Below are 25,442 nucleotides of genomic sequence, written 5' to 3'. Positions count from 1 at the left end.
CTTGTGATTTTGTCTGAAGTGAAGGCGGGTTCGGACAAAAAGCCGGCTAAAGCTTGTAGTTTTGTCCGAAGTCACGCCGGGTTCGGACAAAACATCGACTCATCCTCGTATTTTTGTCTGAAGTGAAGGCAAGTTCGGACAAAAAGCCAGCTCAAGCTTGTGATTTTGTCCGAAGTCACGCCAGGTTCGGACAAAACTCCGGCTCAACCTTGTGATTTTGTCCGAAGTGAAGGCAGGTTCGGACAAAAAGCCGGCTCAAGCTTGTAGTTTTGTCCGAAGTCACGCCGGGTTCGGACAAAACATCGACTCAACCTCGTGATTTTGTCTGAAGTGAAGCCAGGTTCGGACAAAAAGCCGGCTAAAGCTTGTGATTTTGTCATTCCCGGTTCAGCCAAAACTCAGGCTGCTCTTTTTAATGAATACAAACTTTAATAAGTACGGTTTTGATGCTCCTCTTTAATAACAAATTGAAATCCTAATAACATTCATTGGAATTTTTCCCATACCCTAATATAATCTTACGTTCAAACGAATTGTCTTTTAGAATAGAAGTTGGGGGCAAATTGGAGGCAATTAGAATGATCTATAAAAAATTAGCTGGAATCAGCATGTGGCAGTTGAACAGGACTTTAAAAAAACTCGCTTTCGCAAGAATGGAACTGGAAAAACAAATGCGGAAAGAATTGATTGTGGTCCTGCTTGAGCCGAAGAAAGAAAACGTTCTTGCAACTGCGGAAGAGAAAAAAGAAATCGAGGAAGCGGTTCAGCAACTAAGCGGCTTTGAGACCTTGAAACTATGTCTGCTTGAAGATTGTAAGCCGGTGTACAGAGAAAAAGTGAACAATAATGGTGTGTCAAGATGGCTGGAAATACCGGTCAAACCTTTGATTACATATGAATTTCTAAATGAAACCCAAGAAAACCATGTGAAAATAGGATAGGCACCAACTGCAAAGAAGAGGGCCACTCTAGGTTCTCTTTTTTTTATGTTTGTGTGCCAGCGCTTGTCGGGGCTGACCAACATGCTTGCACTTTTCTAATTGGGCTAGTATTTTTTGCGCTGTTTAATTGCACAAATGTCCTGACCTGAATAGGATATAGGGACACAAAAAAAGGAGGTTGTTACGATGTCTGATGGATGTGGCTATGGCGGCGGTTTCGCCCTGCTTGTAGTATTGTTCATTCTTTTAATCATAATCGGAGCTTCTTGGGGTTTCGGTTACTAAACTTTGTATAAGTAAACTTCATCAGGAGGTTTTATCATGTACGGATACGGCGGATGCTGTGGATATGGCGGTTACGGTGTAGGAGGAGCTGGATACGGCAGCGGATTTGTTTTGATCGTTGTGCTGTTTATCCTCTTAATCATCGTCGGCTGCGCATGCTATCGCTAATGACACTATGGAAAGGGGCTGCTTCAGAAGGTCATTGCTTGTGACCTTTTGACAGCCTCTTTTCTTTTACATAATAGTAAAATCCCTGCCGCAAACTGTTATCACTTTAAATCGTCTTTTTCCTAATCTGATACAGAAAAACTCCTGGTTAGTCAATTAGGTCGATGAAAAGAGGAGGAATTTTTGGTATTTTTAAATAAATTAAAAATATTCCGAAAATAAGTGATTCTTTTTTTATGCTCGTTCGTCTAACTGTCTGTATAAGGGGGGAGAATTTTGAGTGATCACTACAGCATTCATTTCCAGAAGGTATACGAGGAATACAGTGACAAGGTATATGGCTATCTCCTGTTATTGACCGGCAAGAAGGAAGTCGCAGAGGATCTGACCCAAGAAACTTTTTTAAGGGTGTACAAGCATATCCATCAATTCAACGGTGATTCACAAATTTTTACATGGCTCGTGAAAATTGCCCGGAATGTTGCTTTCGACCACTTAAGGAGAGGGAGAAGATTGCGCTTTTTTTCATTGGATAAGTATGCCATTCAATCCTGTGAGCCATCGCCTGTCGAAATCATTGTAAAAGGGGAGAAGACATCACTCCTTTACAAGGGAATCAAAGCTCTGAAGCTGAGCTACCAGGAGGTATTGATTTTAAGGAAAATCAAAGAATTTTCGATAAGGGAAACGGCATTGATTCTTGGCTGGAGCGAAAGCAAAGTGAAAATTACTACTTCCCGGGCAATGGCTGCCTTAAAAAAAGAGTTAAAGAGAAGAGGGGAAATAATTGAAGAAATCATTTGAACTAGAAGATAGCTTCAAGAGCCTTAGCCACATTCCAAGGTCTGAAATTCAAAAGCGAAAAACTTACAATACAATCGTTCGGACCGGACGGCCGGAGGGGCCAGCTCATTACATAGCAAGAAACTGGACAGGCAGTCTCCTGACGTTTGTGATGATATTAGTTTGCGCAGCATACCTTCTGGCAGAAATCAAAACTCCTGCCCAGGAGGGAGCAGCCGCTCTCAATACATCAGAGATATTTGCGGCTAGCGAAATTGTCATTACGTATCTCACTAGATCCGATTCAAATGACCATTTCAATCTTCACGCCAACCTGACAAGAAAAGGAGTTTCGATCATTGACGAAGCAAGTTGGCTGGCAACCATGAATGAGACGATCAACGGCGGAAACACCGTGAAAGATGCCCCTGTGATGGAGGGTGGATATGATCTATTGTTAATTTATGATGGCAGGAAACCAGATAAATGTAAATTATGGATTAGTGAAGGAAATGTATATATACAAAGAATTAAAGAACAACGGGTATATAAAGTAGAGGCAAGTAAAGCAGTAAAGGTGATTTCAATGATTGAACATATGGAAAAACAGATTCAATTTTGAATCTGTTTTTTTATGTGTCTTTTCTACTGTTTTTAACAAAAGCTTACAGAAAATGTTTAGTTTGTCGAAAGGCGTGGTAAGAGTAGGGTTGTACTTATTAATCAACTTGAATATACAGGAGGAAGAGATATGAAGAGGGGTCTAGCAGGTATTATTGCAGTATTTATGCTAACTGGCTTGCTGGCTGGTTGCTCCGGGGAGCAAAAAGCAGATGCCGAAAAAACGAAGGACGGAAAAGTAATAGTCGATTTTTGGACGTTCTGGGGATCAGAAACACGCCGTCCGATTATAGAGAAAATCATTGATGATTATAACAATTCCCAGGATAAGGTGTTTGTTAAACATACTTTCTTGCCATGGGGCGATATTTGGACAAAAAATCTTGCCTCAGTCGCAGCTGGCAACCCTGCTGATGTCATCATCAACGACATCAACACAGTTGCCCAGCGTGCTGAAAACAAGCAGGTTGAGGACTTAAGCCAATATATAGATGATTCTTTCAAACAAAAATTCTATCCGCATTTATGGGATACGGTCGAGTATGACGGGAAGTCTTATGCTGTCCCATTCAATACAGACACACGTCTTCTTTTCTACAATAAGACTGCATTCAAGGAAGCAGGACTGGATCCTGAGAAGCCGCCTGCAACCTGGGCAGAGCTCGAGGATTACGCAAAGAAATTAGACGTTAAAGATGGCGATCGCTATGAGCGAGTAGGATTCTATCCTTTATGGGGAAGTGTCGGAGCATCCAGCTGGATGACAAATGCAGATAGCGGCAAGGGTTTTATTGAAGATGGAGAGTTGACAATCAATACTCCGAAAAAAGTTGAAGCACTTAATTGGATTCTTGACTGGAAGAAACGCCTCGGAGAAAACACGGTACAGGCCTTCCAGGCAGAATTCGGAAGTGAACAGGCAAATCCATTCATTGCAGGAAAAGTTGCGATGTGGGTTGATGTAGGAACATTCTACACACAGTTAAGAGATTATGGGCAGGATGTCGAATTTGGCGTTGCCCCAATTCCTGCAAACGAGGAAGGTTCAGGTAACTGGGCAGAGGGCGGCGGATTTGTAGTTGAGATTCCGAAAGGCGCGAAACACCCAGAGGAAGCAATGGACTTCATTAAGTATCTGACAGATGTTGAAGCACAAAAGTATTGGTCGGTTAAAAACTATGACAATGTTGCTAACATTGAAGCTGCTGAGGCTGCTTTAAATGAACTTGAGGGACCTGACAAGATGGTCTATGAAGCTTCAGTTAAAAACTTGGAACATACAAAAATGTTCCCGGTACCAGTAGAGTATCCGGATTATCACAGCAGATTGAACCCGCATATCGACAATGCCCTATTAGGAAAAACTTCACCTGAAAAAGCATTGGAAGAAGCGGAAGAAGACATCGAAAAAATGAAGAAGTAATAAACACAAAAAGAGAAGGCGCATTCCGCCCTTCTCTTTTTGATAAATGTCTTTTTGGGATCAGGTTTTCATTCCCGTTCAGTAACCGCAATATTCGGGAACATTCTGTCGTAAGATTATTAGATATATTCGTAAAAAAACTGCCAGGTTTAGCTTTGGTTTGAGAAGGCAACAAAGTTTACCGGAAAAAGCCTGGATAAAAATTTTTAGGACACAGAGCAAAAATCGAAAATGGACAGCTGTTTTTTCGGTAAAGCCGCTAATTTCAAGTTAAACGCAACGAGGGGGGTTTAGGAACGATGAAGTCATCGGATAGTACATTAGTGCACACAGAAGCTGGGTCTAAAGTTATAAGGGAACGTCAAGCTGCTGAAGCAGCCAGAACCAAGGGACTCAGCAGAAAAGCAAAAGACAATCTGGCTGGTTATTTATTCATTTCACCATGGATCATTGGGTTTCTCGGTCTGACCTTAGGTCCCTTGCTATTCAGTCTGGCAGCAAGTTTCACAGATTACAATATTACTTCAAAAATGAATTTCATTGGTTTGGAAAACTATAAACGCATGTTTACGATGGACGATTTATTCCGCACTTCTCTTTTTAATACTCTTTATTATGTTGTTTTCTCTGTTCCATTGACGACTGCGGGAGCTATTTTACTGGCTGTCCTGTTGAACCAGAAGATCAAGGGGATGAAGTTTTTCCGGACAATTTATTATTTGCCGGCCGTTTTATCCGGGGTCGCTGTATATTTTCTCTGGATGCAGCTTCTGAGTCCATCAACAGGGTTGGTGAACACGATGCTTGGCTGGTTCGGGATTGATGGTCCAGCCTGGCTGTTTGACCCTGAATGGACAAAGCCAGCATTGCTGTTAATGAAAATGTGGAGTGTAGGAGGGGGAATGCTTTTATACCTTGCAATCATGCAAGGGGTATCGCCTCAGATGTATGAAGCAGCTGATATTGAAGGTGCATCCCCTTGGCAAAAGTTTTACCATATAACCCTTCCGATGATCTCTCCAATTATTTTCTTTGATGTGATCACGAGTACAATTGGTGCATTCCAGATTTTCCAGGAAGCATATGTCATGACCGAAAACGGAAGTGGCGGACCTGGAAATTCGCTATTATTCTATAACCTGCATATGTGGAATAACGCCTTTGAAGTCTTTAACATGGGTTATGCTTCTGCAATGGCCTGGCTGCTTTTCATTATTGTCATGATTTTGACTGCGGTAAATATGAAGCTCGGTAAACGGTGGGTGCACTATGAAGGGGGTGACGGCAAATGAGTTCAATGACAGCACCAAAATTTTATGAAACTAAAAAGTTCAAAGATAGGGTAAGACTCTCATTCGTGACACTGCTGCTCCTTGCCGGAAGTACATTAATCTTAATGCCTTTATGGTGGATGATTTCAACTTCACTTAAATCACCTGCAGAGATTGCGCAGTATCCGCCGACGTTTTTCCCAAAGGAATTCAATTTCAATAATTATATCGAGGCTTGGCAGACTGCGCCTTTCACTCGGTGGGCTTTAAATACAATTTTCCTTGCAACTGTCGGCACAATCGGAAGTGTACTTGTCAATTCACTGGTTGCATATGGCTTTGCAAAAATCAGATTCAAGGGAAGAAATGCTCTGTTTGTCTTGGTACTTTCGACGATGCTTATCCCAGGGTTTGTGACAATGGTGCCGCAGTATATCCTCTTTTCGAAGCTTGGATGGATTGACACGTATCTGCCATTGCTTGTGCCAGCATTCCTAGGCAGCGCTTTTTTCATTTTCCTGCTGCGACAGTTCATGATGGGAATTCCGAATGAACTCATCGAGGCTGCCGTCCTTGATGGTGCAGGCCACCTCCAGATATGGTGGCATATCATGCTCCCATTAACAAAGCCCGCATTGATTACAGTAGCTATCTTTTCATTTAACGGTGCATGGAATGACCTGTTAGGCCCTTTGCTTTATATCAATGATGAAAGCAAGTACACGCTGCAGATTGGTCTGCAAACCTTCAAGGGTACTGTCCAGACGCAATGGCATTACTTGATGGCAATGTCCGTCACCGTTCTATTGCCGGTTGTTTTGTTATTCTTCTTTTTCCAAAAATACTTTATTGAAGGCTCAAATATCTCTTCAGGTACAAAAGGGTAGAGGACACACAAAAAAGGATGCCGAGGTCGGCATCCTTTTTTTGTTGTGATCAATTCATGACTGGGCAGGTTGTCAGCCACACGCCTGATACACAGGTTCTATAACCATTATGATAAACGTACTTAGTACACTGCCAGCATGTGTACCCATCTGGATTCACTTCGGTTTTACCCTGGTAATCCTCGACGGGACTGGCATTCCTATTTTGGTTTTGTGAAGAAGAGGCAATGACAGAACCTGAGAAAACAAGCAGCAATACAAAAGTCAACAGAAACAGTTTTTGCATAATTCATCCCCCTTATTTTTATAAAAATAACGCAACAATAAACTTTGTAAAAAATTTACTGTTAATTATAAAGTACGGAACGGCCTATGGATTTAGAATAGGACAAAGTGTTTAATCCCTAAAAGGCCACTTTTGACCTAGGAGGAGAACATGAATTTTCCCAACAAAAACAGCCCGGGAATTTCCGGGCTAAGTAAGGCCTTGCGTATTCTTTTCGAACGGGATTTCTTCAATAATGGTATTGCTGGCTGTATGATTTTCCTTCCAGATACGGAAACTTTCCAGGTCAACAGTAATCTGTTTTAAAACAAAACCGATTACCGCCGCGTCATCGACGATTCCCAGCCCAATTAGGAAGTCTGGAACTAAATCAATGGGAGACACGAAGTAAATGATTGAAGCGATAATGGTTACGATAGATCTTGTCGGGATTTTCCGGTACTCTCCCCGGCGCCATGCTCCAACTAAATCGAACAGCAGCTGCAGGTTGTCCCAAATCTCAGCAAGGGAACCTTTATGGTCATCAGCCTTTTTACCGGCATCCTTCAATAAAATATCCGTTTTCTCTGGCTTTTTTATATACTCTCTTGCCTTGGATTCAAACTTTTTATAACCTTCTTCGAGATTCTTTGTGCCTAACATTCCCAACACCCTTCCTGCAAAATTCCTTATCTCTTATTTTTACCCTTCTACTTCTTTTAACAAAACATCTCTGGTTACTGGTAAATTTTTGTCCTGAATGCTGCAATAAGGCAAATGGCTGTTTGAAATCAATGTTTTTGGGAATTTTAAAGGGTGAATAAAAACAGTTGACTAATCATGTATATACAAGTAAAATGAAAACGCAAACAACATGTATATACAAGTGTTTGGATTTATAAAAGTCTTTTTTTTAGAGTGAATGAAAACGGTAACAGGAGGAGAGTTAACTATGGATCGACAAGCTGTTGAACAAATTGTTGAAGCTGTCGGCGGCAAAGAAAACATTGCCGCTGCCACCCACTGTGTAACAAGGCTGCGTTTTGCCTTGAAGGATGAAGGTAAGGTAGATAAGGAAAAGCTGGAGAATAATGATCTTGTAAAAGGATCATTTTCGGCAAATGGCCAGTACCAGGTTGTAATTGGACAGGGTCTGGTTGATAAGGTGTATGCAGAAATGGTTGCGATTACTGGAATTGGTGAAGCTTCGAAAGAAGAAATAAAAGATGCCGCGGCACAAAACTTGAATCCTCTCCAAAGGGCAATCAAGACACTTGCTGATATTTTCATACCAATCCTGCCGGCAATTGTTACAGCTGGATTATTGATGGGGATTAATAATATCCTGACTGGAAAAGACATCTTCTTCGAAGGACAGGCATTTATTGATGTTTATACCGGCTGGGCCGATTTTGCCAGCATCATTAATCTAATTGCCAATACCGCCTTTGTGTTCCTTCCAGGTTTGATTGGCTGGAGTGCGGTAAATAAATTTGGCGGAAGCCCGCTATTTGGTATTGTTTTGGGACTCATGCTTGTACATCCTGATTTGCTGAACGCCTGGGGTTACGGGGCAGCAGAAGAAGTTCCTACATGGAATTTGTTTGGACTGACAGTCGAGAAAGTGGGCTATCAGGGCCAGGTACTGCCAGTATTGTTAGCATCTTATGTACTTGCGAAAATGGAAATCTTCTTACGCAAGCGTATCCCCGATGCGTTCCAGTTGTTAACTGTAGCTCCAATTGCCTTATTGGTAACAGGATTCCTATCGTTCATCCTGATCGGACCGATCACTTTTGCAATTGGGAACTTGATCACTGACGGGGTTGTCGGAATTTTTGAAGCAGCGCCAGTTATTGGCGGATTGATCTATGGTGGCCTTTATGCACCGCTCGTTATCACAGGTATGCACCATACCTTCCTGGCAGTGGATTTACAGTTGATAGGAACAATCGGCGGTACCTTCCTATGGCCGATGGTGGCACTTTCAAATATCGCGCAGGGATCAGCAGCTTTTGCAATGATGTTTGCTGATAAAAACAATGAAAAATTAAAGGGTCTTTCTATGACTTCCGCTATTTCAGCATGGCTGGGTATAACCGAGCCAGCAATGTTCGGTGTGAATCTTCGCTACAGATATCCATTTATAGCAGCGATCATCGGTTCAGCAATTGCCGGAATTGTTATTACACTCCGTGGAGTCATGGCACCATCAATTGGTGTTGGCGGCCTGCCGGCTTTCCTATCCATTTTCAATGAGTTTTGGGGAATATTCTTCATCGGGATGGGAATCGCGCTTGTCGTACCATTCGTACTGACTTTCATAATGGCTAAAACAAGAAAGAAAAAAGAAGCATAATCGCAACTAGAGAGTAAATCCTGTTGGAGGTGGATATTTTATCATGACTGAACCATGGTGGAAAAAGTCGGTTGTCTATCAAATCTATCCAAAGAGTTTTTATGACACAACCGGCAATGGAACAGGCGACCTGCCAGGGATTATCGCCAAGCTGGACTATTTGAAGGAACTTGGAGTGGACGTAATATGGCTGACGCCTGTTTATGATTCACCGCAGAGAGATAATGGGTACGATATTAGAAATTATTATCAGATATATGAAGAATACGGAACAATGGAAGACTTCGACCGTTTGCTTGAGGAAGCTCATTCACGCGGCATCAAGGTAATCATGGATTTAGTCGTGAACCACTCATCAACTGAGCATGAGTGGTTCCAGGATGCCCTTAAATCCAAGGATAGCCGTTACCGAAACTATTATATATGGAAAGACCCTAAGGAAGACGGAAGTGCTCCGACTAATTGGGAATCCAAATTTGGCGGGAATGCATGGGAATATGACGAGTCAACAGGACAATACTACCTTCATTTGTTCGATGTGACGCAGGCCGACTTGAACTGGGAAAATGAACAGCTCCGCAATGATGTATATGAAATGATGCATTATTGGTTCAAGAAAGGAATCGATGGCTTCAGGCTTGATGTTATAAACCTTATTTCAAAGGATCAGGATTTCCCTGATGATGATGGCTCGATACCGCCGGGTGATGGCCGGAAATTTTACACTGATGGCCCGAAAGTTCATGAGTATTTGCAGGAAATGAACTCTGAGGTTCTTTCCAAATATGACAGCATGACGGTTGGGGAAATGTCTTCTACTACAATCGAAAATTGCATCAAATACTCGAACCCTGAGCGGAACGAATTAAGTATGACGTTTAACTTCCATCATTTGAAGGTTGACTATGAAAATGGTGACAAGTGGACCCTTGCAGATTTTGATTTTCTTGCCCTTAAACGGATTTTATCTTTGTGGCAGGCTGAGATGCATAAAGGCGGCGGATGGAATGCATTGTTCTGGTGTAACCATGACCAGCCGAGAGTCGTCTCGCGATATGGAAATGATGGTGAATACCACCTGGAATCAGCAAAGATGCTGGGTACTGCAGTCCATATGATGCAGGGGACGCCATATATATACCAAGGCGAAGAAATAGGCATGACCAATCCTTATTTTAAAAGAATTGAGGATTATCGAGATGTTGAATCCCTGAATATTTATAATATCAAATTGGAAGAAGGCATGGACGAGGAGGAAATCCTGAAGATTCTGCAGAGCAAGTCACGTGATAATTCCAGAACGCCTGTTCAGTGGAATGCAGAAAAGCATGCAGGTTTTACAAACGGGACTCCATGGATTGATGTTGCCAGGAATTATCAGACCGTAAATGTTGAAAACGCGCTTGCTGATAAAAATTCAGTGTTCTATCATTATAAAAAACTGATCCAGCTGAGAAAACAATATGACATCATCACCTATGGCGATTACCAGCTCATCCATGAAGAAGATCCTGAAATATTTGCATATGTAAGGAACAGACAGGATGAAAAACTGCTTGTCGTCAATAATTTTTATGGAAAAGACACTGTGTTTGAATTGCCAGACTCCGTTGAAGCTGAGGGCTATCAAGCTAAAGTCCTGCTTTCCAATTATGAAGATTCATCTGCAGATATATCAGTAATCAATCTCCGTCCATACGAATCGATCGTATATCATTTAACGAAATAGTAAAAGTGGAGGCCTTATAAGGGTCTTCGCTTTTTTTTATTATATTTGTACAAAAAGTAGTGGTGATTAACGATATAGTAGTGATTTAGTGATTATCATTAAAAATACCTATAATATTTTTCCCAGTGTGCTGCTGAATGTTTGATGACCTTTTCGGGGTGGAAAAAGCTAATATACCAATCCATTACGAAATGAGGTTTGCAGTATGATCCCGATACAATCCAATATAGACGGCAAAAAGCTTACTGTGGGTGAACTGAAGCAAAAACTTGGCCCGCTTGGCTTCAATGTCAATGGTCAGTGGGAATATGACCATGCATATATTGATTACAAGATGAACGATGACCATGGTGATCGCCAGTACGTGCGCATTCCATTCAAGTCGACTGGAGGTCCATTGGATAATGATGGCACCTTCGTCCAGATCGGGACTCCATTCCTGCTTGATCATCAATTCCAGACAGATGTCGATGAGGAGGGGAACATTGGAGCACTGACCGGTTCTTTTGACCAATTTAAATCTCCCGCTGATAAGGATGCTCCATTCCCAAAAGGACTTGTAGAAGAAGGAAAGATATTGATCAACAAGGCAGAGCAGGCCTTAGGTACGATATAGTAATACAGCGACAGCTTCCGGAATAGGGAGCTGTTTTTATGTAGGTTTTGGTGATCAGAATACCGATAGGACTGCTTGCTGAAAAAAATGCTATACTGTTTAGCATATTTACGAATCGGAGCGTGAAGAAATCCATGGAAAATAAATTGTATTATCACGATGCCTACTTAAAAAAATTCTCTGCGGAACTGATTACGCAAAAGGAAGATGAAGCTGGGAGGAATTATGTAATCCTTTCACAGACAGCTTTTTATCCGACAGGAGGCGGACAGCCATCCGACTTAGGAATTCTTAACGGCATAGAAGTAGTGAATGTTGAGGAGGTTGGCGGTGAAATTCGCCATTACATAAAGGAAGAACTGAAGGATGGAAATCGTATTGAAGGGGCAATTGACTGGGACCGCCGATTTGACCATATGCAGCAGCACGCTGGGCAGCATATTCTTTCGGCTGCGTTTGAGGAGCTGTATGGATACAAAACGGTCAGCTTCCATCTTGGGAAAGATACACTGACAATCGACTTGGACATAGAAACTCTGGGTGCTGTTGAGGCTGAAAAGGTGGAGGAGCTCGCTAACCAGGTAATCCTTGAAAACCGACCAATTCATACAAAATGGGTTGGTACAGAGGAATTGAAGGAATACAGGCTCAGGAAACAGCTATCTGTATCGAATAACGTCAGGCTCGTCATAATACCCGACTTTGACTACAATGGATGCGGCGGCACTCATCCAAAAAGCACTGCAGAAGTTGGCTCGCTGAAAATCCTTGGGTGGGAAAGGCAAAAGAAATTGGTACGCGTCGAGTTTGTTTGCGGCCAAAGGGTACTGGACAAGCTCGGCCAAAAGCATGAAGTCATCAAGGAGCTCACAGCCCTGCTGAATGCACCAGAACAGGATATGGGTGCAGCAGTAAATAGACTTCTTGGCCAAAAGAAAGAGCTTGAGAAAGCCATTGATGAAATGAAGGACCGATTATTAAAATATGAAGCAGCCGATATGATCGGGGCAGGAAAAGAGTCCATCATCAGCCGCGTCTTCCAAAACAAGAACATTCAGGAACTTCAAAATCTAGCCAGGATGCTGGTTTCGGATGCAGAAGACAAGATTATCTTGCTTGCGTCTGAAAATGAGGAAAAGCTGCAATTCGTCTTTGCTAAAGGGAAGAATGCAGAAGGCAATTTAAAGGAATGGTCCAAACAAGCACTATCCATCATTGACGGCAAGGGTGGAGGAAACGAAACGATTGTACAGGGTGGAGGCAGATTAATTTCAGGTGAGGAATTCATTCGGAAGGTTACCGAATTTATCCAATAATTTGAATGAAAGATGGAATATATAGACATATTCAAGGGAAAAAGATTTAGTTCTAAAGTGGTGATTTCACCCGAAAAATCTATTTATTTATTGTTTTAATAGATGAATTAGGAAAAACGCCGACTAATAACCTATTTTTTATAGTTCGATTGGTTATAAATGAAATTTTTACCATTTAAAAATAGGTTTAACTCCCTCATAATGGAATTCAACCAGAGAAATAGGGGGAATCAGAATGTTTGATGTTGAAAGAGGATCTGTAGAAGAGGCAATCATGATCCTGCAAAATCTCGGTCTTAAAGTGAATGAATACGAGAAGACGAATTCAGTGATTCCGGTAGAAAAATATAAAGAGTTATTGGAATTCACCATTGCTGTGGCGAGGAAAACGAGTGAAGTTACTGTTACTATAGATGAAATGATGGATGATATATCAACGAAATTGTAAATGTATATAGAAAGAGCAGCCAGATAAACTACTGGCTGCTCTTTTTGCTGTATGGTCATAAACCAATTGTCCAGCGCTTGTCGGGGCTGAACGAGGCGCTTGCGCTTTTCTTTTTTTATTGGGTTTTTTCAATATATTCAAACAGGAAGGATTGTCCGTTTCGGTAAAAGCGTGGATCGTACACTCCTAATCTATCTCCATCGTCGACAATCACAACAAATGGGGACCATTCAGTAAGCGTCTTGGCCTCAGGTTTCTCAGCGAATAAAGCATTGAGATCAGCGTTTTCAGCAGAAGTAAGCTCATATTGAAGCTTTCTTTCTGTGAAAAGATTATCCTGATAAATATTAACTTCACCTTCATTTTTGGCGATTACCGTAAATGTCCATGGAATGAAGCCTGCTGAAAGAGCGATTTGATCATAATTGTCCTCATATTGATTGTAGAGTAACCAGCCTTGGACACTCTGGACAATGATATGCAGAGCAATGAACACCCATGCAAGTTTAAAATAGGATGGACTTTTTACCTTATTGAACTTTGACGCAATAAATGCTGTTCCGAGGATCAGCCAGAAGACGAAATCAATGATGGGGATTGTCCCAAATGTGATTCTAATATTGGAAAATGGCTCGAGATAGCCAGTTCCCCAGGCATTGAATAAATCACTCGTGTTATGGATGATGACCGCAAGCCAGCCAAGGAAAAATAGTTTTGCATCTTTTACTCTAAAGAGAAGGAATGATAGTAAAATAAATAGAGCAGCCCATAATGGCGTCAGGAAAATTGAATGGGTGATGCCTCGGTGCCACATCTGGTAAAGTCCTTCATTATCCCAGAGTTGTGAGATGACATCGATGTCCGGGATCTGGCTTGCGCCGACTGCGGTGAGTAAATAAGCACGCTTTTGAGATTTTTCCATATGTTTTTTATCAACGGCGCCGTATAAGGCTAAACCGAAAAGTGTATGCGTAATTGAATCCATGCTGCACCTCCTGAGGTTCATTATAATCCTTAAAGGAAAATTTTTAAAAGCTTAGATATGCATTGCAGGATTGCAAACTTACCGCCAGAAAGATAAGATTAAATAATAGGATTAAAAGTTTCACTTCGAGAATTGTCCAGCTCCAGCGCCTAGCCCCTCGAGACGTTTCGGTCCGCCCAATGAAGTCAAAGAGCGACTTCACTGGTCGGCCCTATAAGCACAGGACGTGCAAACCCGCCTGCCACACGATGTGGCGTTTTAGGCGGGCATCGCTTGTCGGGGCTGACCAAGGCGCTTGCGCTTTTCTATGAGGAATTTTGCCTTTAAAGAGAAAGGAAATATGTAATGATGAAAAAATTAAAAGATGAAGTACAATCGCGAAGAACATTTGCGATTATTTCCCACCCGGATGCCGGGAAAACGACCCTTACGGAAAAGTTGTTGCTGTTCGGGGGCGCAATCCGTGATGCTGGTACGGTAAAAGCGAAGAAGACAGGAAAATTTGCGACGAGTGACTGGATGGAAATCGAGAAGCAGCGTGGAATCTCCGTTACCTCAAGTGTTATGCAATTCGATTATGATGGCTTCAAGGTGAACATTCTTGACACACCAGGCCACCAGGATTTCTCTGAGGACACGTATAGAACGTTAACTGCGGTCGACAGTGCCGTGATGATCATAGACTCAGCAAAGGGTATCGAGGACCAGACTCTAAAGCTTTTCAAGGTTTGCCGCATGAGAGGGATTCCGATTTTCACATTCATCAACAAGCTAGACCGCCAGGGGAAAGCCCCACTGGAGCTTTTAGCAGAACTTGAAGAGGTGCTTGGAATTGAGTCATATCCGATGAACTGGCCGATCGGCATGGGCAAGGAGTTCCTTGGAATCTATGACCGTTTCAATAATCGGATTGAGCAGTTCCGTGTAGATGAGGACAAACGCTTTGTGCCATTGAACGAAGAAGGAGAAATCGACGGCGAGCATTCTTTGAAGGAATCGTCATTATACGACCAGACTTTAGAAGAAATCATGCTGTTGGATGAAGCGGGAAATGAATTTTCAAAAGAACGGATTACCGATGGTACATTGACACCTGTATTTTTTGGAAGCGCCTTGACGACTTTTGGTGTACAGACATTCCTTGATTCCTATCTGCAATTTGCCCCTGAACCACAGCCGAGGAATTCGACAGCAGGAGAAATTGATCCGCAATCAGAGGAGTTTTCTGGTTTTATCTTTAAAATCCAGGCAAACATGAACCCGGCTCACCGTGACCGAATTGCCTTCCTCCGCATCTGCTCAGGCAAATTTGAGAGAGGCATGACCGTTCAGCTTAGCCGTACAGGAAAAGCGATGAAACTTGCTCAATCAACTCAGTTCATGGCTGATGATCGGAGTACAGTAGAAGAAGCTGTAGCAGGTGACATCATCGGGCTTTACGACCCGGGCACATACCAGATTGGCGATACAATTGTTTCTGGCAAGGAAGGCTACCTGTATGAAAAGCTTCCACAATTCACCCCTGAACTTTTCGTCAGGGTATCTGCAAAGAACGTAATGAAACAGAAGCACTTCCATAAAGGAATCCAGCAGCTTGTCCAGGAGGGAGCCATCCAGCTATTCAAGACATTGAAGACGGAAGAATATCTTCTTGGGGCTGTCGGTCAGCTCCAATTCGAAGTTTTCGAGGCAAGGATGCGCAATGAATATAATGTAGAGGTCCTGATGGAAAGACAGGGTTCCAAGATTGCCCGCTGGATCGAAGGCGACGATGTAAACGAAAACCTGTCCAGTTCCAGAAGTCTGCTTGTCACTGACCGTTATGGCAAAAAAGTATTCTTATTCGAGAATGAATTTGCCTTAAGATGGTTCCAGGACAAGAATCCAGAAGTAAAACTTTATAATCCGATGGATGCATCATAATAAGTTGAGCCGGCATTGATGAATGCCGGCTCTTTTATAGGGACCTGGTTTTCCGAAAGATTTTCATCAGATGATACTTAAGGTGCTTTTAGAAAGCCAAGACATAACAATTTCAATTTAAAAAGTATTTTCTATTGACATTTTTCAGCACAGATACTATATTAATATTATTCTATAACGCTTTTATGCATAAAAGCGTTTAAGTGTAAAAGTTGAATAATAGGTGCCGGCAGAAACTAGTAGAATCCCCATGAGCAGCAAAAAGAAACTGGATGGTTGCTGAAAATTCAGGCAATGGATGATTTGAAATACAACTGTCACAGGAAGGCACTGTTAATGAAGTGGGCAGATATTAATATTTGCCAATTAGGGTGGTACCGCGGAGCTCCTTCGTCCCTAGACGCACAGGAGCTTTTTTGTATTTTACTACTAATTGGGGGAATCATCATGTTAAACCAAAGTCAATCAATCACGTTGAAAACTTCTGAAGCTGCAGCAGTTATATTATTGCTTTTGACGGGAATCGGTTATGGCATGATAAAACTTGAACTAATGCCACACATTCCGGTCCTCATCGGGATCGGGTCATTGATCATTTATGGGTTGTTGAAAAAAATCAAGATGGCTGATCTTGAACAAAGTATGGTTGAAGGTGCCAAGGCAGGCCTTGGTGCGGTACTGATTTTTTTCTTTATTGGAATGCTGGTCAGCAGCTGGATTGCTGCCGGGACCATTCCTACCCTGATTTTTTTCGCGTTTGATTTAGTAACTGGAAAGTGGTTTTATGCGATAGTCTTTATTGTTACATCTGTTGTTGGATTAAGCATAGGCAGTTCACTGACAACCTCCGCTGTAATCGGTGTTGCGTTCATGGCGGTCAGTGAAACGCTTGGATTCTCATTGGCAATCACGGCCGGGGCGGTAGTTTCAGGCGCGTTCCTTGGCGATAAAATGTCACCGCTCTCTGATACAACAGTCCTGGCGTCTTCTACTGTAAAAGTAGACCTATTTGAGCATATTAAAAATATGTCCTGGACAACGGTACCTGCATTCTTTATTTCACTTGTTATGTTTGCCGTCTTGTCGCCCGAACTGAGTTCTGCCGACTTTACAAAACTTGGGAGCTTGCAGAACACTCTTAAGGGGATGAATCTAGTACACTGGTACTCCCTTATTCCTCTGGCGATCATTGCGACACTTGCAGTGAAAAAAGTATCTTCCATTTTGACACTAGGAGCAGGAACGCTGTCAGCGATGATAATTAGCATGATGGTTGTCCCGCAAAAGGAATGGGGAACACTCCCGGGAATTTTATATTCCGGCTATGTATCTGAGAGCGGAAACAAGCAGCTGGATTCCTTACTGACTCGCGGAGGCCTTGAAAGTATGTTCTTTTCAGTATCGCTTGTCCTTCTTGCTTTAAGCATGGGCGGATTGCTGTTCAAGCTTGGTGTTCTTCCTGCTCTATTGCGAGGGCTTGAGGGCAGTCTGGAAAAGGTACCTGTCCTTGTAGGATCAACAGCTTTATCTGCAATCGGGATCAACTTTTTGATTGGTGAGCAATATCTATCGATCCTTATAACAGGCAATACATTTGCAGGCCATTTTGAAAAAGCCGGCTTGCATCCAAAAAATCTTTCGCGTGTCCTTGAAGATGCCGGGACAGTACTCAATCCACTTGTTCCCTGGAGTGTGTGCGGCGTTTTCCTTAGCAGCGTCCTTGGAGTCAGCACGATGGATTATGTGCCATTTGCGTTCTTTTGTCTGCTGTCACCGGTATTGACACTGGCAGCAGGATTTACTGGAATAACCTTATCAAAATCAAGGAAAAATGCGGTGGCATAGGCTGCCGCTTTTTTTATTTACTAATACTTACTATGTGCCCGAAACTCGGGTGAACGGAAGATTTGGGAAACATAAAACTCAAATATGTGCCCGTAATTCGGGAGAATGTAAGATTTGGGAAGATAAAACTCAAATATGTGACCGAAACCTGGATAAACGGAGGAAACGGGTCACATAGACGTCGATTATGTGCCCGTAGTCTAAAAAAACTCTAAGTTCGGGCGCAGTATCCCGTGACTAATACGAATGGAAGTTGAAACGCCTAAAAGTTTCAATTATCATTTGTTTCATATAAAATGAAAGGTATGCTTACGGGATGCAAGGGTTAAAAAATGTCCTTTTAAATTGCAGCAGGATAGTTGAATTATCCTGTGTGCTTCACTATATTTAGGTTGGTAGAATAATAACCGTCCGGTCAGTCACCGTGTTTTTCGGCGAAAGGAGTTTTCTTATGAAAATCAGCAATTTTTCGATCAGAAGGCCTGTTTTTACATTAGTGACCATGTTCCTGGTCCTGATCCTAGGGGTTGTTTCATTGATGAGGATTCCTTTGAAACTGCTTCCAGATATAAATCCTCCTGTTGGGGTAGTTGTCACCAATTACCAGGGAGCAAGTCCAGAGGAAGTCGTTGAAAAGGTGACGAAGCCACTTGAAGCGAATTTGGCTACGCTGCCGGGAATCAAGACAATGACGTCGACGTCACAAGAGGGCGCCAACCTGATCCTGATGCAGTTTTCCTGGACAACCAATATTGATGATATCCAGGATGAGGTGATCCAAAGGCTGGACATGACCCCTATCCCTGACGACGCCAATAAACCGAGATTCATGAAGTTCGATCCGTCTCAATTTCCAGTCATCCAGCTATCTTTAAGCTCTGACCAGGATGAAACTGCGCTGAGGGAGCTGGCGGAAGAGCTAGAACTGGAGCTAACCAAGGTAGACGGAGTCGCAAGCGTCAATTTATCCGGTACCTCAGTACGTGAAGTAAGGGTGGAGCTCGACCAGGATAAACTTAGAAACTATAAACTAAGCCAGTCTGATATTGTGGACCTGATCAGGGCTAACGATGTATCAATGCCTGGTGATACGATTTTGACAGACGGCAAAGAACTGACGACAAGAATCATCAGTAACCTGGATTCTTTAGATACATTAAAGAACCTGACAGTATTTAATAATCCCGTAACAAAGCAAAAGATCAAATTGGAGGATGTCGGAAAAGTTGAACTGAAGAAACAGGATGATAATACAATCACAAGGACGAACCAGTCTCCATCCGTCCTGCTGAGTGTCCTGCAGCAATCCGATGCCAATACTGCAGAAGTTTCTGAAGCTTTTCTAAAAGAGTTGGAGACCTTGCTTGAAAGGGATAAATACTCCGGGATAGAGTCGGAGGTACTCTTTGACCAGGGTGATTATATTAAAATGGCGATCGGCAATATTTCCAATTCCCTGATAGTCGGGGGATTGCTTGCGATGGCTGTCCTGTTTTTCTTCCTTAGAAATGTGAAGAGTCCGCTTATCATCGGCATTGCTATTCCGTATTCCGTTATCTTCACCTTCGTATTGATGTTCTTTGCAGATTTTACTTTGAATATCATGACGCTTGGAGGGCTTGCACTTGGAATAGGGATGCTCGTTGATAATGCCATCGTCGTCATCGAGAATATATACCGCCATCTTTCAATGGGCAAGGATCCTAAAACAGCGGCAAGGGATGGAGCTAAGGAAGTAGGAGCTGCCATTACTGCATCAACTTTGACGACTGTAGCAGTATTTTTGCCAGTTGTATTCATTTCAGGCATCATCGGAGAACTGTTCACTGAGTTCGCATTGACGATTTCATTCAGCTTGTTTGCATCGTTGGTGGTTGCGTTGACTGTTGTGCCAATGCTGGCAAGCAGGCTGTTGAAGGCTCCCAAGAAAAATCTTGAAGCGAGAAGACAGCGTTCAGGCTCAATGAGAGGGTTGGAAAAGTCGATCAGATGGGCGCTTCGCCATCGATTCATCGTCATTTTGGTAACTTTACTGATGCTTGCCGGAGGCGGTTATGGGGTGACAACTGTTGGTACCCAGTTTATTCCTCCTACGGATGAAGGGTTCTTCAGCATAAGGGTGAATCTTGAAAATGGAGCGGCTCTTTCCGAAACTCAAAAAGTCATGGCTGCACTTGAAGATAAATTGAAGGATGAAGAAGATGTCGATGTATATGTGAGTTTGGCAGGCACGACTCAAGAGGCTTCATTCAGAGGTACTACTAATGCAAATGTCGGTGAGCTGTATGTAAAGATGGATGAGCTTGAAGATCGGGAAATCAGTACCTTCCAGTTTGTCGATGATGTTAAAAAAGGGCTGGAACAGGCTGCGGAGAATGCAAACAGCAGTGCTGAACTGAGTTTTAATATGCAGTCCACTTCCGGGTCCGCTCCAAATACCCTGACCTTCAATGTTCGCGATTCCAGTAAAGAACGACTGAATGAGTCAGTCGAACGAATTTATGATTCCTTGAGAGAACTTGATGATGTCAATGAGCTCACTACAAGCCAGAATGACACAGTCGAGGAAATCCAGATTACTGTGGATAGGGAAAAGGCACTGGCACAGGGACTCGCACCAGCGCAAATTGCCATGATTGTCAATAACGTAACCCGGGGGGATATGGCGACACAAATGCCTGGAGAAGATGGTGAAATTCTTGGTGTGTATGTAGAGTATGATAGTGAAGTAACCAGGAATATCGATCAGCTGAAACAGTTGTTGATCAAGAAGCCAGATGGTAACTATGTCACTCTCGGCCAGGTTGCAAATATTGAAACTGGCAGCGGTCCTGTAAAAGTTCAGCGGATCAATCAACAGGGTGCAGTTGAATTCACGATGAAATACAAATCCTCAACGAATCTTGGTGATATATCCAAGAAGGTGGATGAGAAGATAGACGAGCTTGATTTACCAGAAGAAACAGAAGTCGTATTCAGCGGGGACAGAGAACTGCTCGAATCATCAATAGATGATCTTGTACTGGCTTTCGTTCTGGCTATAATCCTGATCTATCTCGTTATGGCTGCCCAGTTCGAGTCATTGAAGTATCCATTTGTCATCATGTTCACGGTTCCGCTGATGGTCATTGGTGTCGCACTGGCGCTGACGGCAACGAGAACACCAGTGAGCTTGACGGTGGTTATCGGAATCATTGTGCTTGCAGGTATCGTGGTTAATAATGCAATTGTAATCGTCGACTATATCAATCAGAAGAAAGAACGTGGTTTGATACCGCACGAAGCCATTGTCCTGTCGGTAAAAGATAGGGCACGTCCTATCCTGATGACGGCGCTGACGACGATTCTTGGGCTTCTCCCGCTTGCGCTCGGCGTCGGAGAAGGGACTGAAATCAATCAGCCAATGGGAATCACCGTCATTGGCGGCTTGATCAGCAGTACCTTCCTAACCCTGTTTGTCATTCCGGTAGTCTATAGTTTCTTTGACAAGGATTATCGGAGAAGAAATAAAATGTATGCTACCCCGGATGGGCACCTCGTCCCTGCCTATCTGCTGAAAGAACATACTGAATCAGATTATGAATCGGGAACGGAAGAGAGGCCGGCCACCTTCCAAAGGGGAAAATACACTAAAGAAGAAATGGCCGGTATGTTAGAAGAGCTCCTTCAACTCGTTAAAGAAGAAGAAGATTCAAATCAAGATTATAGAAGAAGAAGATAATCAAAGATGCCTGGCAGCTATTAGTCAGGCATCTTTTTATTGTACAAAAAACTAAAAATAATTTGGTTGTGGATCACCATATCTATTTCACATGAGGGAGAGAACTCTACGATAAACTGGGGAGCTTCCTAGATAGGCTGACCCCGTTAACCGTCGTATTTTTCAGAATAGTCAGCAAAGTCATTGCGGATGCCAGTGCTTATCGTTAAAATATAGCTAATGAACGTTGAGGAGGATACTCATGAAGTACGGTTACTTTTTTACAGGATTTCCTGGATTCATCAGTAATCAATTGATTCGAGAAATTTTGCGTCAAAATGATGGCAAAGGAAAATTTTATGTTTTAGTACTGCCAAATATGGTTGATAAGGCATTGATTGAGAGAACGGCAATCATTCGGGATTTTAGCCTGTCTGAAAGTCAGTTTGAGATTATCGAAGGGGACATCACGGCTTCTGGCCTGGCTATTGACCCAGACAAACAAGCTCAACTCGAGTTAGAAGGAACACATGTGTTCCACCTGGCAGCAATTTACGATCTCGCGGTCCCGAAGGAAATTGCCTATCGTGTGAATGTAGATGGAACAAGGAACGTAAATGATTGGGCGAAGACATTGAAAAATATCAAGCGATATACGTACTTCAGCACCGCTTTTGTTGCTAGCAAACGGGAAGGTATACTCTACGAGGATGAATTAATTAGGCCACCTGGTTTCAAAAACTATTATGAAGAGACAAAATATGAAGCAGAAGTGCTTGTAGATGCATTGAAATCTGAAATTCCGGTCACGATCATCCGGCCAGGGATTGTTAAGGGCCATTCAACAACAGGTGAGACCATCAAGTTTGATGGGCCGTATTTTATCATGAATTTTATCGATCGCCTTAGCTTCATGCCATTCTTGCCAAAGCTCGGCAGAGGCGATACTGTTGTCAATCTTGTACCCGTGGATTATATTATTGAGGCGACAACCTATTTGACATTTTCCGATAAAGGAGCAGGGAAAACCTATCATCTTACAGACCCTAAACCATATAAGGTCTCTGAGCTTTATGAAATGATGATGTTCGAATTATTGAAGAAGCAGCCAAAAGGTTCTGTACCATTGGCACTGGCAAAGGGAGGTCTCAACTTCCGGGTGCTCAGGAGGTATCTGGGAGTCGAAAAAGAAGCGCTTGACTATTTTACATGGAGGGGCAATTTCGACTCAACCCAGGCACAGGACGACCTGAAGGATTCCGGAATCAAATGCCCGGACTTCAAGGAAGGGATTGCCGCAATGGCGAACTTTTATCGAGAAAACAAACATAACCCTCAATATCAAATCAACATAGTGTAAAAACTCTATTTTTTTTGGCAGGTGAATGAACGTGCATTCAGTTGAAGAAGTACGAAAGATGTCTGTTGTGGCACCAGCGACAGGAAAGATTATTGCCGAAATTGAAGAGACGCCTGTCCATGAAGTTCCGTTTTTTTACCAGAAGGCGAAGGAGGGCTTTGGAAATTGGAGCGGCCTTACGATTTCTGAACGGACCCAATATTTAAGGAACCTGAAGCAGCTGATGGTTGATGAAATGGACCAGATTGCCAAAATCATTTCTGATGATACAGGCAAGGTGTTGACCGAGTCAATTGTGGCCGATATTATGCCGACACTTGACGCAATCGACCATATTATCAGGCATGCTGAAAAAGTTCTCAGCAGGAAGAGAGTGAAAACACCTTTATTGCTAATTGGCAAAAAGTCATTTATAGAATATATGCCCCGTGGTGTGGTGCTGGTAATATCTCCCTGGAATTACCCATTGCAGCTGGCGATGGTTCCGATGATCAGCGCCCTGGCTGGAGGCAATTCTGTCATTTTAAAACCTTCAGAAGTTACTCCGCTTGTTGGAAAATGCATAGAGGACTTGTTTCGTCGTTCAGGCTTTCTTGAAGGAGCAGTTCAGGTTGCTCATGGCGGCAAAGAGGTAGGTGCTGCTTTTACTGCGGGCAAACCAGACTATATCTTTTTTACAGGCTCTGTTCGTACAGGAAAAATCATCCAGCAGCAGGCTGCGAAGGATTTAATCCCAACAACTCTTGAGCTTGGCGGCAAGGACCCGATGATCGTATTTGAAGATGCTAACCTAGACAGGGCCGTGAAAGCAGCTGCCTGGGGTGCTTTTACAAACAGCGGCCAGGTTTGCATGAGTGCTGAGCGATTATATGCGCAAAAGTCTATATATGGCAAGTTTCTCGAAAAGTTGAAAAAAGAAGTTAATTCACTTCAGCAGGGGACAGATCTAGATTCTGATGTCGGGTCTATGACTTTTCCAGGCCAGAAAGAAGTGGTGAAGGCTCAACTGGACGAAGCGGTTGAAAGGGGGGCGAAATTGGAGACTGGGCTGAAGCCTTCTGATTGGGAGGGAGGCATGTTCCTCCCGCTGACAGTCATTACTGAAGTGAAGCAAGATATGAAGGTCATCCAGGAAGAATCTTTCGGTCCGTTGCTTCCGGTTGTCCCTTTTGATACGGAAGAAGAAGCGATTGACTATGCCAATGGAACCGTGTTTGGCCTGAATGCCAGTGTCTGGACCAGTGATAAAGCCAAGGCTCGCCGTGTCGCATCCAGACTGGTGTCTGGAGCTGTCGTCATCAATGATGTAATCATTACTGTGGCAAACCATGGCCTTCCTTTTGGAGGAACCAAGGAAAGCGGCATTGGCAGATACCATTCGGAGGCCGGATTGAGAATCTTTTGTCATGAAAAAGCAATCATGGAAGACATGGGTTTCATGAACTCGGAAATTCAATGGTACCCCTATAAAGGCAAATATCCTTTGTTCCTGAATTTATTCAAAAGCTATTTTGCCGACAAAAGAGATTGGCTTAATTTTGCTAAAAACTATATTGCCCTTTTAAAACGCAACAAATAATTTTCAGCCGTCCCGATTTTAGGGGCGGCTTTTTTTATGTTTTTGAAGTTTAACATAGGAGAAGTCAGGTTAACTTCTCCAAAAGTTTAGTTTCTGTGTTGGTATTGGATTGCGAAATAAATTTAACAAATAACTGGGAAAATGATAATTAGAAGAGCAATTTGGACAATATAAAACAAGTAGCAAGATGCGCAAGATGATGGAAGCGCGGATTTCTAAGTTGTCCTTTTACACCTTGGAAACATCAGCATTCATAATAGCACCAATAATATGACTAAAGGATGAAACATAACGTGGCGATAAAAAAGAAATTAACCAAACTAGAAGCGGTAATGTGGAGCATCGCACTTCCAGGGTTTGCCCAGCTGCTGAATGGAAACCTCATTAAGGGGATCTTCTTTGTCATACTTGAGTTCCTTGTTAACGTGAATAGTAATTTTAATAAAGGAATAATGTACAGCTTCCTTGGGGAGACAGAAAAGGCCATGTATGTCATCGACTATCAGTGGCTGATGTTTTACCCATGTTTATATATGTTCGCCATGTGGGATGCGTATAGGAGCGTTATGCCGGAAGACGAAAAAATAACCTTTTTGCCATTTGTATTTTCTGCCTATTTCGTAACTGTAGGTTTGATGATCTCACCAAAGGTTAAACTATTTGGTTTGTTTCCAGGACCTGTTTTCCTTCCAATGCTATTTGTGATCCCCGGAGTGCTCACCGGGTTTCTGATCAGGAGTTTATTACTTAAGCTTTATTACAACTAGAATTGATGGTTTCCTGATTACATACAAAAACCACTACTTGCCTGCGGTGATCATCTTTCTTTGTTGTAAACGGTCCATCAGATTGCCTATCATCCCCCATTTCCATTAACAGGTCATTGAGATTGAATGCGATAGGCTGTTGAGCCATCTATATTTGCCTCAGTTATATTT

The 25,442-nt window shown here is 42.7% G+C and carries 22 protein-coding genes; 19 read left to right on the top strand and 3 right to left on the bottom strand.

Annotated features, from left to right (window positions below; genetic code table 11):
• Positions 1-578 precede the first annotated feature (578 nt).
• The 8 genes from J7E35_RS05370 to J7E35_RS05335 all read left to right on the top strand — a co-directional run bounded on the left by J7E35_RS05370 (position 579) and on the right by J7E35_RS05335 (position 6,379).
• On the top strand, positions 579-941 hold the full coding sequence (locus J7E35_RS05370; RefSeq protein ID WP_214777641.1) for a hypothetical protein: 363 nt from the start codon (positions 579-581) through the stop codon (positions 939-941).
• A gap of 186 nt (positions 942-1,127) precedes the next feature.
• Entirely contained in the window at positions 1,128-1,226 is a 99-nt protein-coding gene (locus tag J7E35_RS05365) for a YjcZ family sporulation protein (protein WP_079508178.1), read from the top strand.
• A 36-nt stretch (positions 1,227-1,262) separates the two neighbouring features.
• Positions 1,263-1,394 (top strand): YjcZ family sporulation protein, encoded by a 132-nt coding sequence (locus J7E35_RS05360; protein ID WP_213366403.1) that lies wholly within the window; start codon positions 1,263-1,265, stop codon positions 1,392-1,394.
• Positions 1,395-1,670: 276 nt separating this feature from the next.
• Entirely contained in the window at positions 1,671-2,198 is a 528-nt protein-coding gene (locus J7E35_RS05355; protein ID WP_214777640.1) for an RNA polymerase sigma factor, read from the top strand.
• The gene (locus J7E35_RS05350; protein ID WP_214777638.1) at positions 2,182-2,799 is read left to right on the top strand and encodes a hypothetical protein; all 618 of its coding nucleotides are present in this window, start codon (positions 2,182-2,184) and stop codon (positions 2,797-2,799) included. The genes J7E35_RS05355 and J7E35_RS05350 overlap by 17 nt, the downstream gene beginning before the upstream one ends.
• Positions 2,800-2,928: 129 nt before the next feature.
• Positions 2,929-4,221, top strand: a complete 1,293-nt coding sequence (locus tag J7E35_RS05345; protein WP_214777636.1) for an ABC transporter substrate-binding protein — start codon at positions 2,929-2,931, stop codon at positions 4,219-4,221.
• A 299-nt stretch (positions 4,222-4,520) separates the two neighbouring features.
• A complete protein-coding gene (locus J7E35_RS05340) occupies positions 4,521-5,513 on the top strand; it encodes a carbohydrate ABC transporter permease (protein ID WP_214777634.1) in 993 nt (330 codons plus the stop codon).
• The gene (locus J7E35_RS05335; protein ID WP_214777632.1) at positions 5,510-6,379 is read left to right on the top strand and encodes a carbohydrate ABC transporter permease; all 870 of its coding nucleotides are present in this window, start codon (positions 5,510-5,512) and stop codon (positions 6,377-6,379) included. Before J7E35_RS05340 ends, J7E35_RS05335 begins: the two co-directional genes overlap by 4 nt.
• A gap of 49 nt (positions 6,380-6,428) precedes the next feature.
• Here J7E35_RS05335 and J7E35_RS05330 read toward each other — a convergent pair whose 3' ends face one another.
• Positions 6,429-6,665: a hypothetical protein gene (locus tag J7E35_RS05330; RefSeq protein WP_214777630.1), complete on the bottom strand. Its 237-nt coding sequence runs from the start codon at positions 6,663-6,665 to the stop codon at positions 6,429-6,431.
• Between the two features lie 189 nt (positions 6,666-6,854).
• Positions 6,855-7,307, bottom strand: coding sequence for a YkvA family protein (locus J7E35_RS05325; RefSeq protein WP_251009447.1), 453 nt, complete (start codon positions 7,305-7,307; stop codon positions 6,855-6,857).
• A gap of 289 nt (positions 7,308-7,596) precedes the next feature.
• Here J7E35_RS05325 and treP point away from each other — a divergent pair, with 289 nt between their 5' ends.
• The 5 genes from treP (at position 7,597) to J7E35_RS05300 (ending at position 13,112) form a co-directional block, all read left to right on the top strand.
• A complete protein-coding gene (treP, locus tag J7E35_RS05320) occupies positions 7,597-9,003 on the top strand; it encodes a PTS system trehalose-specific EIIBC component (protein ID WP_214777626.1) in 1,407 nt (468 codons plus the stop codon).
• 43 nt (positions 9,004-9,046) lie between these two features.
• Positions 9,047-10,732 (top strand): alpha,alpha-phosphotrehalase, encoded by a 1,686-nt coding sequence (treC, locus tag J7E35_RS05315; RefSeq protein WP_214777619.1) that lies wholly within the window; start codon positions 9,047-9,049, stop codon positions 10,730-10,732.
• Between the two features lie 205 nt (positions 10,733-10,937).
• A complete protein-coding gene (locus J7E35_RS05310) occupies positions 10,938-11,348 on the top strand; it encodes a YugN family protein (protein ID WP_214777617.1) in 411 nt (136 codons plus the stop codon).
• A 50-nt stretch (positions 11,349-11,398) separates the two neighbouring features.
• Entirely contained in the window at positions 11,399-12,664 is a 1,266-nt protein-coding gene (locus J7E35_RS05305) for an alanyl-tRNA editing protein (protein ID WP_353050331.1), read from the top strand.
• A gap of 235 nt (positions 12,665-12,899) precedes the next feature.
• Positions 12,900-13,112: a hypothetical protein gene (locus tag J7E35_RS05300; RefSeq protein WP_214777615.1), complete on the top strand. Its 213-nt coding sequence runs from the start codon at positions 12,900-12,902 to the stop codon at positions 13,110-13,112.
• A 115-nt stretch (positions 13,113-13,227) separates the two neighbouring features.
• Here J7E35_RS05300 and J7E35_RS05295 read toward each other — a convergent pair whose 3' ends face one another.
• A complete protein-coding gene (locus tag J7E35_RS05295) occupies positions 13,228-14,097 on the bottom strand; it encodes a metal-dependent hydrolase (protein ID WP_214777613.1) in 870 nt (289 codons plus the stop codon).
• Between the two features lie 348 nt (positions 14,098-14,445).
• Here J7E35_RS05295 and J7E35_RS05290 point away from each other — a divergent pair, with 348 nt between their 5' ends.
• The 6 genes from J7E35_RS05290 (at position 14,446) to J7E35_RS05265 (ending at position 25,271) form a co-directional block, all read left to right on the top strand.
• A complete protein-coding gene (locus tag J7E35_RS05290; RefSeq protein ID WP_285290292.1) occupies positions 14,446-16,020 on the top strand; it encodes a peptide chain release factor 3 in 1,575 nt (524 codons plus the stop codon).
• A gap of 447 nt (positions 16,021-16,467) precedes the next feature.
• Positions 16,468-17,865: a Na+/H+ antiporter NhaC family protein gene (locus J7E35_RS05285; RefSeq protein WP_214777609.1), complete on the top strand. Its 1,398-nt coding sequence runs from the start codon at positions 16,468-16,470 to the stop codon at positions 17,863-17,865.
• 451 nt (positions 17,866-18,316) lie between these two features.
• Positions 18,317-21,586, top strand: coding sequence for an efflux RND transporter permease subunit (locus J7E35_RS05280; protein WP_214777606.1), 3,270 nt, complete (start codon positions 18,317-18,319; stop codon positions 21,584-21,586).
• Positions 21,587-21,827: 241 nt separating this feature from the next.
• Positions 21,828-22,925 carry an SDR family oxidoreductase gene (locus J7E35_RS05275; RefSeq protein ID WP_214777604.1) on the top strand — a complete coding sequence of 366 codons (1,098 nt, stop codon included), beginning with the start codon at positions 21,828-21,830 and terminating at the stop codon, positions 22,923-22,925.
• A 25-nt stretch (positions 22,926-22,950) separates the two neighbouring features.
• The gene (locus J7E35_RS05270; protein WP_214777602.1) at positions 22,951-24,504 is read left to right on the top strand and encodes an aldehyde dehydrogenase family protein; all 1,554 of its coding nucleotides are present in this window, start codon (positions 22,951-22,953) and stop codon (positions 24,502-24,504) included.
• A gap of 281 nt (positions 24,505-24,785) precedes the next feature.
• Entirely contained in the window at positions 24,786-25,271 is a 486-nt protein-coding gene (locus tag J7E35_RS05265) for a hypothetical protein (RefSeq protein WP_214777595.1), read from the top strand.
• Positions 25,272-25,442 lie beyond the last annotated feature (171 nt).

It is taken from the genome of Bacillus sp. ISL-45, assembly GCF_018613195.1.
Lineage (GTDB): Bacteria > Bacillota > Bacilli > Bacillales > Cytobacillaceae > Mesobacillus.
This window is presented reverse-complemented; position numbering and strand designations above follow the sequence as displayed.

Coding starts and splice junctions, on each gene's coding strand:
- treP (WP_214777626.1), top strand. CDS start 7,597: ATGGATCGACAAGCTGTTGAACAAATTGTTGAAGCTGTCGGCGGCAAA.
- J7E35_RS05365 (WP_079508178.1), top strand. CDS start 1,128: ATGTCTGATGGATGTGGCTATGGCGGCGGTTTCGCCCTGCTTGTAGTA.
- J7E35_RS05300 (WP_214777615.1), top strand. CDS start 12,900: ATGTTTGATGTTGAAAGAGGATCTGTAGAAGAGGCAATCATGATCCTG.
- J7E35_RS05340 (WP_214777634.1), top strand. CDS start 4,521: ATGAAGTCATCGGATAGTACATTAGTGCACACAGAAGCTGGGTCTAAA.
- J7E35_RS05330 (WP_214777630.1), bottom strand. CDS start 6,665: ATGCAAAAACTGTTTCTGTTGACTTTTGTATTGCTGCTTGTTTTCTCA.
- J7E35_RS05285 (WP_214777609.1), top strand. CDS start 16,468: ATGTTAAACCAAAGTCAATCAATCACGTTGAAAACTTCTGAAGCTGCA.
- J7E35_RS05290 (WP_285290292.1), top strand. CDS start 14,446: ATGAAAAAATTAAAAGATGAAGTACAATCGCGAAGAACATTTGCGATT.
- J7E35_RS05275 (WP_214777604.1), top strand. CDS start 21,828: ATGAAGTACGGTTACTTTTTTACAGGATTTCCTGGATTCATCAGTAAT.
- J7E35_RS05310 (WP_214777617.1), top strand. CDS start 10,938: ATGATCCCGATACAATCCAATATAGACGGCAAAAAGCTTACTGTGGGT.
- treC (WP_214777619.1), top strand. CDS start 9,047: ATGACTGAACCATGGTGGAAAAAGTCGGTTGTCTATCAAATCTATCCA.
- J7E35_RS05270 (WP_214777602.1), top strand. CDS start 22,951: ATGAACGTGCATTCAGTTGAAGAAGTACGAAAGATGTCTGTTGTGGCA.
- J7E35_RS05335 (WP_214777632.1), top strand. CDS start 5,510: ATGAGTTCAATGACAGCACCAAAATTTTATGAAACTAAAAAGTTCAAA.
- J7E35_RS05370 (WP_214777641.1), top strand. CDS start 579: ATGATCTATAAAAAATTAGCTGGAATCAGCATGTGGCAGTTGAACAGG.
- J7E35_RS05295 (WP_214777613.1), bottom strand. CDS start 14,097: ATGGATTCAATTACGCATACACTTTTCGGTTTAGCCTTATACGGCGCC.
- J7E35_RS05280 (WP_214777606.1), top strand. CDS start 18,317: ATGAAAATCAGCAATTTTTCGATCAGAAGGCCTGTTTTTACATTAGTG.
- J7E35_RS05360 (WP_213366403.1), top strand. CDS start 1,263: ATGTACGGATACGGCGGATGCTGTGGATATGGCGGTTACGGTGTAGGA.
- J7E35_RS05265 (WP_214777595.1), top strand. CDS start 24,786: ATGAAACATAACGTGGCGATAAAAAAGAAATTAACCAAACTAGAAGCG.
- J7E35_RS05345 (WP_214777636.1), top strand. CDS start 2,929: ATGAAGAGGGGTCTAGCAGGTATTATTGCAGTATTTATGCTAACTGGC.
- J7E35_RS05325 (WP_251009447.1), bottom strand. CDS start 7,307: ATGTTAGGCACAAAGAATCTCGAAGAAGGTTATAAAAAGTTTGAATCC.